This window comes from Oerskovia sp. NPDC056781, from assembly GCF_042789955.1.
In the GTDB taxonomy this organism is placed as follows: Bacteria; Actinomycetota; Actinomycetes; order Actinomycetales; family Cellulomonadaceae; genus Oerskovia; species Oerskovia rustica.
Genome location: NZ_JBHUAD010000010.1, coordinates 23,623 through 35,631 on the forward strand (window position 1 = coordinate 23,623; position 12,009 = coordinate 35,631).

11 protein-coding genes are annotated in these 12,009 nt (G+C 74.0%); 5 read left to right on the plus strand and 6 right to left on the minus strand.

Going from position 1 to position 12,009, the window contains the following annotated elements:
* Positions 1-187: 187 nt before the first annotated feature.
* Both nirB and nirD read left to right on the plus strand, forming a co-directional pair.
* Positions 188-2,761, plus strand: coding sequence for a nitrite reductase large subunit NirB (gene nirB, locus ACFRCR_RS01920; protein ID WP_377675045.1), 2,574 nt, complete (start codon positions 188-190; stop codon positions 2,759-2,761).
* The gene (gene nirD, locus ACFRCR_RS01925; protein ID WP_377675047.1) at positions 2,758-3,096 is read left to right on the plus strand and encodes a nitrite reductase small subunit NirD; all 339 of its coding nucleotides are present in this window, start codon (positions 2,758-2,760) and stop codon (positions 3,094-3,096) included. Before nirB ends, nirD begins: the two co-directional genes overlap by 4 nt.
* On the opposite strand, the gene ACFRCR_RS01930 is transcribed toward nirD, so the two are convergent.
* From ACFRCR_RS01930 to ACFRCR_RS01940, 3 genes are read right to left on the minus strand one after another with little or no spacing between them, the layout of a single operon-like run.
* A complete protein-coding gene (locus tag ACFRCR_RS01930; RefSeq protein WP_377675049.1) occupies positions 3,086-3,931 on the minus strand; it encodes a maleylpyruvate isomerase family mycothiol-dependent enzyme in 846 nt (281 codons plus the stop codon). The genes nirD and ACFRCR_RS01930 overlap by 11 nt on opposite strands.
* On the minus strand, positions 3,928-4,650 hold the full coding sequence (locus tag ACFRCR_RS01935) for a pyridoxal 5'-phosphate synthase (RefSeq protein WP_377675051.1): 723 nt from the start codon (positions 4,648-4,650) through the stop codon (positions 3,928-3,930). Before ACFRCR_RS01935 ends, ACFRCR_RS01930 begins: the two co-directional genes overlap by 4 nt.
* Entirely contained in the window at positions 4,647-5,234 is a 588-nt protein-coding gene (locus ACFRCR_RS01940) for a TetR/AcrR family transcriptional regulator (RefSeq protein WP_377675053.1), read from the minus strand. The genes ACFRCR_RS01935 and ACFRCR_RS01940 overlap by 4 nt, the downstream gene beginning before the upstream one ends.
* A gap of 175 nt (positions 5,235-5,409) precedes the next feature.
* Here ACFRCR_RS01940 and bioB point away from each other — a divergent pair, with 175 nt between their 5' ends.
* From bioB to ACFRCR_RS01955, 3 genes are all read left to right on the plus strand, one after another.
* Positions 5,410-6,564 (plus strand): biotin synthase BioB, encoded by a 1,155-nt coding sequence (gene bioB, locus ACFRCR_RS01945; protein ID WP_377675055.1) that lies wholly within the window; start codon positions 5,410-5,412, stop codon positions 6,562-6,564.
* A 171-nt stretch (positions 6,565-6,735) separates the two neighbouring features.
* The gene (locus ACFRCR_RS01950; protein ID WP_377675057.1) at positions 6,736-7,350 is read left to right on the plus strand and encodes a pyridoxamine 5'-phosphate oxidase family protein; all 615 of its coding nucleotides are present in this window, start codon (positions 6,736-6,738) and stop codon (positions 7,348-7,350) included.
* The gene (locus ACFRCR_RS01955) at positions 7,347-8,750 is read left to right on the plus strand and encodes an MFS transporter (RefSeq protein ID WP_377675059.1); all 1,404 of its coding nucleotides are present in this window, start codon (positions 7,347-7,349) and stop codon (positions 8,748-8,750) included. Before ACFRCR_RS01950 ends, ACFRCR_RS01955 begins: the two co-directional genes overlap by 4 nt.
* A gap of 111 nt (positions 8,751-8,861) precedes the next feature.
* Here the strand turns inward: ACFRCR_RS01955 and ACFRCR_RS01960 are convergent, their stop codons facing one another.
* The 3 genes from ACFRCR_RS01960 to ACFRCR_RS01970 form a co-directional block, all read right to left on the minus strand.
* On the minus strand, positions 8,862-9,989 hold the full coding sequence (locus ACFRCR_RS01960; protein ID WP_377675061.1) for an aminopeptidase P family protein: 1,128 nt from the start codon (positions 9,987-9,989) through the stop codon (positions 8,862-8,864).
* Between the two features lie 98 nt (positions 9,990-10,087).
* Positions 10,088-10,921 (minus strand): hypothetical protein, encoded by an 834-nt coding sequence (locus ACFRCR_RS01965; RefSeq protein ID WP_377675063.1) that lies wholly within the window; start codon positions 10,919-10,921, stop codon positions 10,088-10,090.
* 106 nt (positions 10,922-11,027) lie between these two features.
* Complete coding sequence (locus ACFRCR_RS01970) at positions 11,028-11,951, minus strand: NADP-dependent oxidoreductase (RefSeq protein WP_377675065.1); 924 nt, start codon at positions 11,949-11,951, stop codon at positions 11,028-11,030.
* Between the last annotated feature and the right edge of the window lie 58 nt (positions 11,952-12,009).

Genomic DNA, 12,009 nt, shown 5'->3' on the forward strand with positions numbered 1-12,009 from the left:
GTCGTGCGTCACACTTTTTCGGGACCAAGGTCCCTGGACGTCGCGTCCTAGGTCCTCGCGACGCGCTGATCTGGTGTTTTGACCAGAAACCTCGTATCTATGCGCCAGGATGGTCCTGACGGTCGCACTCGCCCCCGTGACCCGACTCGCCCCGTCCACGCCCGACCCTTCTCGTGAGGCCCCCCACATGAGCACTCCCACCCCCGGCCGCGTCGTGGTGGTCGGCGCCGGCATGGTCGCCCACCGGTTCGTGAGCCAGATGATCGCACGCTCTCCCGAGGGGGCGTGGCACGTGTCCGTCGTCGGGGACGAGGACCGCGCCCCGTACGACCGCGTGCACCTGTCCGAGTACTTCACAGGACGCTCGGCGGACGACCTCACGATGGAGCCCTCGGTCTGGGCGGACCCGCGCACCGAGCTCGTCACGGGCGACGCGGTCGCGAGCGTCGACCGCGAGACGCAGACCGTCACGACGAGGTCCGGGCGCGTGCTCGCCTACGACCACCTGGTCCTGGCCACGGGCTCCTGGGCCTGGACGCCCCGCACCGAGGGCATCGACCTGCCGGGCGTCTTCAGCTATCGCACCCTGGCGGACCTGGAGGGGCTGCGCGAGTACGTCGGGCTGCGCACCGCGCGCCTGGGGCGCCCGCTGCACGGCGTCGTGGTCGGGGGAGGTGTGCTGGGGCTCGAGGCCGCGGCCGCGCTCCAGACCCTCGGCGCGGGCGCGACGGTCGTCGAGTTCGCCGACCGGCTCATGAGCGTCCAGCTCGACGACGCGGGCGGCGAGGCGCTGCGCGTTCTCGTGACCGACCGCGGGATCGACGTCCGCACGTCGACCGGCGCCACGGGGCTCACCGCCGCGGGCGACGGCGCCGTGGGCGGCATGGACCTGTCGGACGGGTCGCGGGTCCCCGCCGACGTCGTGATCTTCTCGACCGGCATCCGCCCCCGCGACCGCGTGGCGCGCGAGGCGGGCCTCGCGATCGGCGAGCGCGGCGGCGTCGTCGTCGGTGCGGCGTGCCACACCTCGGACCCGGCCGTGTGGGCCATCGGGGAGTGCGCGTCGTTCGAGGACCAGTGCGTGGGCCTGGTCGCGCCGGGCAACGCCATGGCCGACGTCGTCGTCGACCGCCTGCTCGGCGGCAGCGCGACCTACTCCCCGGCGCCCGAGGGGACCAAGCTCAAGGGTGTCGACATCGAGGCGGCGAGCTTCGGCGACGTGTTCGGGCTGACGCCCGGCGCGCTCGAGGTCACGTTCGCCGACCCGGTCGCGCGGACCTACCGCAAGCTGGTCGTCTCGGACGACGCGCGGACCCTGCTCGGCGGCGTCTTCGTGGGCGACGCGGCCCTCTACTCGTCGCTGCGCCCACTGCTGGGTCGCTCGCTGGGCGCCGACCCGTCGGCGTTCCTCGCCCCGGAGGGCGGCGCACCGGTGCTCGGCGGCGACCTGCCCGACGACGTCGTGGTCTGCTCGTGCGCGAACGTCACCGCCGGGACGGTCCGTGGGGCGGTGACCGAGCACGGCTGCACGAGCCTGGGCGAGGTCAAGGCGTGCACCAAGGCCGGGACCGTGTGCGGGTCGTGCGTGCCGGTGCTGACCAAGATCGTCAACACGACGCTCGAGGCGGCCGGCGTCACGGTGTCGAACGCGATGTGCGAGCACTTCACGATGTCGCGCGCCGAGCTCTTCGCGCTCGTGCGCCAGGACGGGCTGCGCACCTTCACCCAGATCGTCGCGGCGCACGGCACGGGCCGCGGCTGCGTGGTCTGCAAGCCGGTCGTCGCCTCGATCCTCGCGTCGCTGTGGGGCGGGTACATCCTCGACGGCGAGCAGGCCGCGCTCCAGGACACCAACGACCGGGCGCTCGCCAACCTGCAGAAGGACGGCACGTACTCGGTGGTCCCGCGCGTCCCCGCGGGGGAGATCACGCCCGAGAAGCTCATCGTGATCGGGCAGGTGGCGCAGGACTTCGGCCTGTACACGCGTGTGACGGGTGCCCAGCGCATCGGTCTCTTCGGGGCGCGGATCGACCAGCTCCCGGAGATCTGGCGCCGCCTGGTCGACGCAGGCATGGAGTCGGGGCAGGCGTACGGGAAGTCGTTGCGCGCGGTGAAGTCGTGCGTGGGGTCCTCGTGGTGCCGGTTCGGGGTGCAGGACTCGGTGGGCATGGCCGTGCGTCTCGAGCTCCGCTACCGGGGGCTGCGCTCGCCGCACAAGTTCAAGATCGGTGTCTCGGGCTGTGCGCGCGAGTGCGCCGAGGCTCGCGGCAAGGACGTGGGCGTGATCGCGACCGAGAAGGGCTGGAACGTGTACGTGGGCGGCAACGGGGGCTTCTCGCCCCGGCACGCCGAGCTGCTCGCGGAGGACCTCGACGACGAGACGCTCGTTGCGGTGGTCGACCGCTTCCTCGCGTACTACGTCCGCACCGCGGACCGCCTGCAGCGCACGGCCCCGTGGGTCGCGGACTTCCCCGGGGGGATCGTCGAGCTGCGCAAGGTCCTGGTCGAGGACTCGCTGGGCATCGCGGCCGACCTCGAGGCCGAGGTCGCGCGGCACGTCGAGTCGTACGTCGACGAGTGGGCCCAGACCCTCGACGACCCGGACCGCCTGTCGCGGTTCGTGTCGTTCGTCAACGCGCCCGACCAGCACGACCCCGACCTCGCCTACACGGGCGTGCGCGGGCAGGTGCGACCGGCCCGCCCCGGCGAGCCCTCCGACAACAACCCGGTGATCGCCCGCACGGTGGAGGTCCGCAAGTGAGCGCGACGGCATGGACGACGGTCTGCCCCTTCGAGCGGCTCGTGCCCGAGCGCGGCGTCGCCGCGCTGGTCGACGGCACCCAGGTCGCGGTGTTCCGACTTGCCGACGACCGGCTGTTCGCGGTGCAGCAGCGCGACCCCTACTCGGGGGCCAACGTGATCTCGCGCGGGATCGTCGGCTCGGCGGGCGAGACGCCGACCATCACCTCGCCCATGTACAAGCAGGTCTGGGACCTGACGACGGGGCGGTGCCTCGACCCGAGCGGCAAGGAGCCCGAGGCCCTGGCGACCTTCGAGGTCGCGGTCGAGGACGGGACGGTCCTGGTCAGAGCCTGACGGGCCCTCGGCGCCGCACGGGGACTCCCGACGGCCAGGGCGCGAGCGGGGACAGCTGCACGGTCCTGCCGCCCCGGCGTGCGACCGGGGTGGTGGCGGTCTCGCGTCCCGCGAGCCACGCGGCGACGTCCGCTGCGGAACCCGTCACGGTCGTGAGCGCGTCGTCGGGCCCGGGGACCGCGGCCCGCACACCCTCCGGCCCGACGACGGAGCGCACCCCGTGCTCGTCCCGCACCAGGAGCACGGGCTCGGGCAGGCGCAGTCCCAGGAAGTCGAGCAGGTGGTCGGTGAAGGCGCGCCCCCACGTCGCTGACGGCGTGAGGCCGCCGGCGGTGCCGGCCTCACCCAGGTCGGTCGCGTGGATGCGGACCTCGCGCCACCAGCAGTCGAGGACGTCGGCGACCGTGCCGTCGCGATAGGTCACCGGGGCGTCCCACCCGGTGCGGTCGGTCAGGTCCCAGGCCGCGTCGAGCCGTGCCCCTGCCGCCCCGAGCGCGTCGAGGTGCTCGTCGCGCGAGCGGGTCGCGCCGTTCTCGATCCCGGCCGCTCGGCCCTCGGCCCCGCCCTCGTAGACCTCGGCCGTCTCACCGCGGGCCGCGAGCTCGGCCTGACGGGCGAGTGCGTCGCCGACCATCGCGACGTGGGACAGCACGTGCCCGACGGTCCACCCGTCGAGCGCGCTGGGGGCGCGGACCGCGTCGTCGTCGAGCGTGCGGACGGCTTCGACGAGCTCGTGCAGCGCGGCGGCCGCGTCGGCGCGTGCAGCGCCCGTCGCGTCGGGGGTGGTGTGCGCGCCGGTGATGCCCGTGCCGGTGTCCTGCGTGGTCCTCGTCATGGCCAGAGCAGCCCTTTCTCCCAGTCGTGGCCGACCGCGCGGTAGCGCAGCCGGGTCTGTCCTCGGTCGTCCGACGCCTGCCAGAACTCGACCGACGTCGGCGCGAGCGCGTACGCGGTCCAGGCCGGCTCGATCAGCGTCGGGTCGCGCTGCACGCGGGCGAGCGCACCCGCGAAGGCGTCCCGGTACTCCTGCCCGGACGCGAGGGGCTCGCTCTGGTGGCCCACGAGCGCGGCGGCGCGCGATCCCTCCGAGCGGGCGAGGAAGTCGGCCGTGCTCGTCGCGGGGGCGGCGGGTGTCACGGCTCCGGTGACGCGGACCTGGCGTCCGAGCGCGGGCCAGAGGAACGTGAGGGCGGCGTGCGGGTTCTCCTCGAGGTCACGGGCCTTGGGACTCGACGAGCCGGTCGCGAACCACCATCCCGAGGAGTCCACGTCCTTGAGGATCACGGTGCGTGCGCGCACCTCGCCCGAGGCCCCTGCGGTCGCCAGTGTCATGGCGTGGGGGAGCGGGACCTCGGCGTCGATCGCCTCCTCGATCCAGACGCGGAACAGCGTCACGGGATCCGACGGCGTCGCGTCCGGGTCGAGGGTCGGCAGGCCCGGGGCGAAGGTCGGCAGGGCGCGGAGCCGGTCACGGAGCGACGAGGACTCGTGGGTCCGCTCGTTCCCGGCAGGGGAGGCAGGCCCGTCGGCACGGCCTCCCGCCCCGGCGCTCATCGGCGTCCCGTCGTGCTCGGGTCAAGCGCCGGTTCGAGCATCGACACGAACCCCTCGACCGCGGCGCTCATGGCCGCCGCGTCGTCGAGGGCCCTCGCGAGCACGTACCCGCCCTGGACGATCGCGACCGCCGCGTACGCGCGGTCGTGAGCGGCGTCGTCGGGCAGCCCGGTCTCCTCGAAGACCGCCTGGACCCGCGCGACCAGGCCCGCGAAGTAGTCGTGGACGGGACCGCGCAGGTCGTCGTCCGACATGACCGACGGGTCGCTCGTCAGGCGCCCGACCTTGCAGCCCGCGAGCGCCGGGCGGGGGCGTTCGAGGTAGGCCACGAGGCGTTCGGCGGGTGTGCGGTCGGCGTCTTCGAGGTCGGTCGTGACGGACGAGAGGGCCTCGCGGGTGGTCGCGCTGATCGCGGCGACCGAGAGGTCGTGCTTGGTGGGGAAGTGGTGGTAGAGGCTGCCCTGACCGACGCCGCTCGCCTCGAGGACCTGCCGCGGGCTCGTGCCCTCGACGCCCTGGGCCCAGAACAGGTCGCGGGCCGCGCGGACGAGGCGCTCGCGGCTCGGGAGGTCGGTGTCGCTCATGCCCGACACCATACCTACCTCTAGGTATGGTGTCGAGACCTCGGCCTTCTCCAACGTGCCGGCGACGCCCTTGGAGGAACACCACGACGGGCTGTGGTCCCGTCCAAGGCGAGGCGGCGCACCCTGTCAGGGCAGGCCGGGGAGCGAGAGCGGCTGCGCGAGAAGGATCGTGGTCGTGAACCCCTCTCCCGACCACGACGGCACCGGTCCCGCGGACGTCCGCGACCTCCTGGACACCCTCGTCGCCCGCGGCCTCGCCGGCGCCCCACCGACACGCGCCGAGGCGGTGGCCGTCCTGCGGACGGGCGACGACGACCTGCTCGACGTCGTCGCCGCGGCCGCGCGCGTGCGTCGTCACCGGTTCGGCCGACGCGTGCGGCTCAACTACCTGGTCAACCTCAGGTCGGGCCTGTGCCCCGAGGACTGCACGTACTGCTCGCAGCGCCTCGGCTCGACCGCCCAGGTCCTGAAGTACTCGTGGCTGAGCACCGAGGACGCGGTCGCAGCCGCCCGGGCCGGGGTCGACGGCGGTGCCCGCCGCGTCTGCCTCGTCGCGAGCGGGCGCGGACCGAGCGACCGCGACGTGGCGCGGGTGTCCGCGATGGTCGACGGGATCAAGCGCGAGCACCCCGACGTCGAGGTCTGCGCGTGCCTCGGACTGCTCCGTGACGGCCAGGCCGAGCGGCTGGCCGCCGCAGGAGCCGACGCCTACAACCACAACCTCAACACGTCCGAGGCGACGTACGCCGACATCTGCACCACGCACGAGTACGCGGACCGTGTCGAGACCGTGGCACGGGCGAAGGGCGCCGGACTCTCGCCCTGCTCCGGGCTGATCGCGGGCAGGGGGGAGAGCGACGAGGACCTCGTCGACGTGGCGTTCGCGCTGCGCGACCTCGGGGCCGACTCCGTGCCCGTCAACTTCCTCGTCCCGTTCGACGGGACGCCCCTCGCCGGGACGTGGGACCTCACGCCCCAGCAGTGCCTGCGCATCCTCGCGATGGTGCGCTTCGTCTGCCCCGCGGCCGAGGTCCGCCTCGCGGCCGGTCGCGAGGTGCACCTGCGCTCGCTCCAACCGCTCGCGCTGGAGATCGTGAGCTCGATCTTCCTGGGCGACTACCTCACGAGCGAGGGGCAGGCCGCGCGTGCGGACCTCGACCTCCTCGCCGACGGAGGGTTCGAGGTCGAAGGGGCTCGCGGTGCCGCCGGGGCGCGCGTCACGCCGGGCGGCCGGTCCGAGGTCCGGTCCGCCTCCGGCGTCCCGTCGAGCGAGCCCGGTGTGACGGTCCGTCGCCGCGGCCCCGGGACGGCCGTCGCGCCCAACGCCTGAGGACGGTCGCCCCGGGTCGCCCCGGGTCGGGCCGGGCCGGGCCGAGCCACCCCGGACCGGGCCGTCAGCCCCCGGAGGGTGGTCGTCCACGCACCGATGAGTTCGGGCGCTCGCGCGGGTCGGAGAGGGACGGTGTGGCGACGGAGCCACCCGAGAGACGGAGGACCTCCCATGGCCGCAGAACCCGCCCAGCCCACCGCCGAGACCGACGAGCCCGACGAGCCGGGCGGCGCGCCCGCCGGCGTCCTCATGGCGGACTTCTCGTCCCCCGGCTCCGCGCCCACCCCGTGGGCCGACGCCCTGGCCCTGCTCCAGGGCGCCGAGATCTTCTGGCTGTCCACGGTTCGCCCCGACGGTCGCCCGCACGTCACCCCGCTCATCACGGTCTGGGCCGACGGTGCGCTCCACTTCTGCACGGGCCGCACCGAGCGCAAGGCGCGCAACCTCGCGGCGAACCCCGGGTGCGTCCTGACCACCGGCACCAACCTCATGGGCGAGGGGCTCGACGTCGTGCTCGAAGGGGCCGCCGAGCGGATCACCGAGGACCACACGCTGCGGCGGCTCGCGGACCGGTGGGCGTGCAAGTACGACTGGCACTTCGAGGTGCGTGACGGCGCCTTCTGGGACAGCGAGGCGCCCTCGGACGGCTCGGACCCCGGGGAGCGGGCCACCGTGGAGGCGTTCGTCTTCCGGGTGCAGCCCACGACGGTCTACGCGTACGGGCGCGGCGAGGACTACACCGCGACCCGGTGGAGGTTCGAGGACGGGGCTAGCGTGGAGGCGTGACACCCGCCCAGCGTCGTGTGCTGCTCGTCGCGATCCTCGCCTCGTTCGTGTCGTTCCTCGACGGGACGGTGGTCAACGTCGCGCTGCCCGCGATCGCCGAGGAGCTGGCCGGGGGAGTGCTCGACGGGCTCGCGCTCCAGCAGTGGGTCGTCGACGCCTACCTCATCACGCTCGGGTCGCTCATCCTCGTGGCGGGTTCGCTGTCCGACGTCCACGGGCGCCGTCGCGTCATGTGGTGGGGGCTCGTCGGGTTCGCGCTCACGTCGGTGCTGTGCGCGCTGGCCCCCACGGGCCTCGTGCTCGTGGTCGCGCGCGGGCTCCAGGGCATCGCGGGCGCGCTGCTCGTGCCGAGCTCGCTCGCGATGATCATCTCGTCGTTCAGCGGGGCTGCACAGGCCAAGGCGATCGGCACCTGGACCGCGTGGACCGGCACCGCGATGATCGCCGGGCCCCTTCTCGGAGGGGTGCTCGTCGACACCCTGTCGTGGCGCTGGGTGTTCGGGATCAACCTCCTGCCCGTCGCGGTGACGCTGTGGATCCTGCGCGGCATGGAGGAGGGCGACACGGAGACCGGTCGGCGCATCGACGTGCGCGGCGCGGTGCTCGCCGCCGTCGGGCTCGCCGGGCCCGTCTTCGCGCTCATCGAGCACGGGCGCTTCGGGTGGTCGAGCCCGGTCGTGTGGGTGCCGCTCGTCGTCGGGGTCGCGGCTCTCGGGGCGTTCCTCGCCTGGGAGCGGCGTGCCCCCGACCCCATGCTGCCGCTGTCCCTGTTCTCGGTGCGCAACTTCGCCGCGGGCAACGTCGCCACGGCTGCGATCTACGGGGCGCTCGCGTTCGGCGGGTTCGCCGTCACCCTGTTCGTGCAACAGGTCGCCGGGTACAGCGCGACCCTCGCGGGCCTCGCCCTGCTGCCCGTCACGCTGCTCATGCTGTTCCTGTCCTCGCGCTTCGGGGCGCTCGCGGGCCGGTACGGGCCTCGACTGTTCATGACGGTGGGCCCCCTGATCGCGGGCTGCGGGTACCTGCTCATGCTCACCACGACCGCCGAGGCGAGCTACTTCACGCAGCTCCTCCCCGGGATCCTGCTGTTCGGCCTGGGGCTCGCGGTCACGGTGGCGCCGCTGACCGCGGCCATCCTCGGGTCGATCCCGGCAGCGGACGCGGGCATCGGGTCGGCCGTGAACAACGCGGTCTCGCGCATCGCGGGCCTCGTGGTCATCGCGTGCGCGGGCATCGTCATCGGGCCCGTGCTCGACGTCGCCGGGTTCCACCGGGCGCTCGTCGTCACCGCCGCACTGCTCGTCGCGGGCGGCCTCGTGAGCTGGGCGGGCATCCGCAACGAGCAGGTCGTGGCGGCGGGGGCGGGTCCTGCAGAGAGCGCGGACGCGGCCGAGGGCTGACGCGGCGGTCCCCGGGGCGTCGAGTGTGCAGTTCGGGCGGTCGGGGTGGGGGCGCGAACGACCCGAACTGCACACTCGGTGATCTGAGCCTTGCCGCCCTGCCCCGGCGGCCTACTCGACCACGTGCAGGTCGTGCGGTGCGTTGTTGAGGCGACGACCGCCGTCGGGCAGGTCGTCAGGGAACGCGACCACGATGTCCTCGATGCGGACCCCGAAGTTCCCCGGCAGGTAGATCCCGGGCTCGACCGAGAAGCACATGCCGGACACGATCGGCTGCTCCTCGCCCTCGATCATGTACGGCGGCTCGTGGGTCGTCAGGCCGATCCCGTGGCCTGTGCGGTGGATGAACTGCTCGCCGTACCCGGCCTCGGTGATGACGGCGCGCGCTGCGCGGTCGACGTCCTGGCACGTCGCGCCGGGCCGCACCGCGTCGACCCCGGCCTGCTGCGCGGCGCGGACGATCTCGAAGACCTCGCGCTGCTGGTCCGTCACGTCGCCGCCGACGTGCACCATGCGCGTCATGTCCGAGCCGTACCCGTCCTTGAGGCCGCCGAAGTCGAGCACGACCATGTCGCCCTCCTGGATGACCCGGTCGCCCGCCTCGTGGTGCGGGTTGGCGCCGTTGGGGCCCGAGCCGACGACCGTGAAGTCGACCTGCGAGTGCCCGTGGTCGCGCAGGAAGCCCGCGAGGTCCGCCGCGACGTCGAGCTCGCGGCGCCCGCTGAAACGGATCTCGACGATGTCGGCGAACGTCGCGTCGTTCGCCGCTCCCGCGGCCGCGAGGCGCTCGATCTCGTCGGGCCCCTTGACCGCGCGCAGCATGGGCAGGGCCTGCGTCATCGCCGCGTACGACGAGCCCGGCAGCGTCCGCTGGAGCCCCAGCAGGTGCATGGCCCACGCCGAGTCGGAGATCGCGTAGCGCCCGGCGGCGTCGAGCAGGTCGGCCGTGACCGCGTACTCGTCGACGCCGTCCGTCCACGCCGTGACGTGCAGGGCTGCGGCGCCGGCCGCGCGGTCGAGGTCGGGGCGCTCCAGGACGGGCACCACGATCGACGCCTCGCCGTCGGCAGGGACCACGAGCAGCGTGATGCGCTCGGTCATGGCCGTGGGGGTGTACCCCGTGAAGTACGTCATGTCCGGCCCGGGGGTGACGAGCACCCCGGCGAGCCCGGCGTCCCGGGCCTGGGCGGCCGCGCGCTCGATGCGCGCGGCGAAGTCCTGTGCGGTGAACTCCCTCATGGGGCCAGCCTGCCACCGCTCTCGCCGGTGCGCCGGGCGAGGTGCCCGACGGCGGAGACCGTCTCGCGTGGGCGGCTCGCGTCGGGAGGTGCGGGAGGTCAGGCCTTGCGGTGCTCCGCGACCCCGCGCAGGGCCTCGCGGCGGGTCCGCAGCTCCTCGCGGCCCTCGCGGGTGATCTGCGCCCAGTTCCGGTTCTTCGTGATCCGGGCATGGACCAGGCTCGCCTCGGTGAGGTCGTGGAGGCGGGCCGCGAGGTTGCGCTCCTCGATCCCTGTGAGGCGCCCGAGCGCGGGCTGGTCGGCCTCGTCGGCGTCACCGAGCACCGCGAGCACGCGCAGGTTGTCGGTCGCGGGGTCGCCGATGCTCAGGGCGCCGTCGCCGGCCGCGAGGGTCTGCCGCTCGCCGCGCAGGGCGACCAGCGCGGCTGCCAGCAGGGCCAGGCCCAGGGCGACCGTCCCCGCGAGGGCGGGCGTGGACAGCGGCGGGAACATCGGGGAGGAGACCGTCGCGAGGCCGAACGAGACGGCCATCGTCACGAGCCCGGCGACCCACAGGAACCGGTCGGACGCGCGCAGCCCCAGGACGACGAGCCCGAGGCCCACGACGAAGGGCACGCCCGTCGTCCAGAGGATCCAGGGCAGGAGGAAGGCGATCAGTGCGCTCAGGACGAGCGCGATCCCGTACCCGTCGCTCCCGACGCCCACGCCCGTGGGCAGCCGCAGGGCGAAGGCCGCGACGTACGTCGCGACGAACCCGGCTGCGGGCACGAGCATGACGAGCCAGAGCCAGCTGACGTCGAGCAGCCCCGTGCCCGCGACGACCCAGGTCGTGACCCCCGCGACAGCCAGGGGGAGCGAGCGGGCGTGCCGTGCGGCGCGGGTCCGCAGGCGTGCGGAGTCGGCTGCGACGAGGGCGGGGACGGTGGCGGGCATGGGCTTCACGGTACGTCACCGACCGGCCGCGGGGCGCGGACCGCTGGTGCGCGACGCGCAGCGCGTCGCGCGGGGACCCGCGCCCCGTGGGAGTCGGAGGAACGGCTCAGACCGTGATGACGACCTTGCCGCGGACGTGCCCGGTCCGGCTCGCCTCGTGGGCCTTCGCGGTGTCGGCCAGGTCGTAGACCTCGGCGACGTCGACCGTGAGCTGCCCGGCGTCGGCGAGGCGGGCCAGCTCGGTCAGCCCCTCGACGTCGGGGCGGACCCACACGTAGTGCCCGCCGAGCTCGTCGCGGGCCGCCGCGTCGACGACCGAGGCGACCGTGCCGCCGTCGCGCAGGACGTCGGGCGTGGTGGCGAGGGCCTCGCCGCCGATGTAGTCGAGGACGACGTCGACGCCGTCGGGCGCGAGGGTGCGCACGCGCTCGGCGAGGCCGTCGCCGTACGTCACGGGCTCGGCGCCCAGCGAGCGCAGGTACTCGTGGTTGCGCTCGGAGGCGGTACCGATCACGCGCGCCCCGCGGGCGACCGCGATCTGCACGGCCATCGACCCGACGCCGCCCGCAGCCGCGTGCACGAGCACGGTCTGACCGCTGCTCACCCCGGCACGGTCGATCGTCTGGAGCGCCGTGAGACCGGCCAGGGGTGCCCCGGCGGCCTGCTCCCACGTCCACGCCGCGGGCTTGCGCGCCAGCGTGCGGACCGGGGCCGCGACGAGCTCGGCGGTCGTGCCGCCGGAGACCACGTCCTTGCGCACGTACCCGAAGACCTCGTCGCCGACCGAGAGCTCGGGCGTGTCCAGGCCGACCTGCTCGACGACGCCTGCGACGTCCCAGCCGGGCACGACGGGGAACGCGGCGTCCATGATCGCGTCGAGATAGCCCTCGCGGACCTTCCAGTCCACGGGGTTGACGCTCGTGGCCCTGACCCGGACCAGGACGGTGTCCGGCCCGACCTTGGGCGTGGGGAGCTCGCTGAGCTCGAGGACGTCGGCTCCGCCGTAGCGGGAGTAGGTGATGGCTCGCATGCAGGCGGCAACGGGCGGCGTGCGCGAGTCCTACGGCGTGCGGGAGCTGGGTCGCGAG

Bases quoted from the DNA above. Each gene is read 5' to 3' on its own strand.
- nirB (WP_377675045.1), top strand. From the start codon at position 188: ATGAGCACTCCCACCCCCGGCCGCGTCGTGGTGGTCGGCGCCGGCATG.
- ACFRCR_RS01930 (WP_377675049.1), bottom strand. From the start codon at position 3,931: ATGACGAGGACCACGCAGGACACCGGCACGGGCATCACCGGCGCGCAC.
- ACFRCR_RS01935 (WP_377675051.1), bottom strand. From the start codon at position 4,650: ATGAGCGCCGGGGCGGGAGGCCGTGCCGACGGGCCTGCCTCCCCTGCC.
- ACFRCR_RS01940 (WP_377675053.1), bottom strand. From the start codon at position 5,234: ATGAGCGACACCGACCTCCCGAGCCGCGAGCGCCTCGTCCGCGCGGCC.
- ACFRCR_RS01950 (WP_377675057.1), top strand. From the start codon at position 6,736: ATGGCCGCAGAACCCGCCCAGCCCACCGCCGAGACCGACGAGCCCGAC.
- ACFRCR_RS01960 (WP_377675061.1), bottom strand. From the start codon at position 9,989: ATGAGGGAGTTCACCGCACAGGACTTCGCCGCGCGCATCGAGCGCGCG.
- ACFRCR_RS01965 (WP_377675063.1), bottom strand. From the start codon at position 10,921: ATGCCCGCCACCGTCCCCGCCCTCGTCGCAGCCGACTCCGCACGCCTG.
- ACFRCR_RS01970 (WP_377675065.1), bottom strand. From the start codon at position 11,951: ATGCGAGCCATCACCTACTCCCGCTACGGCGGAGCCGACGTCCTCGAG.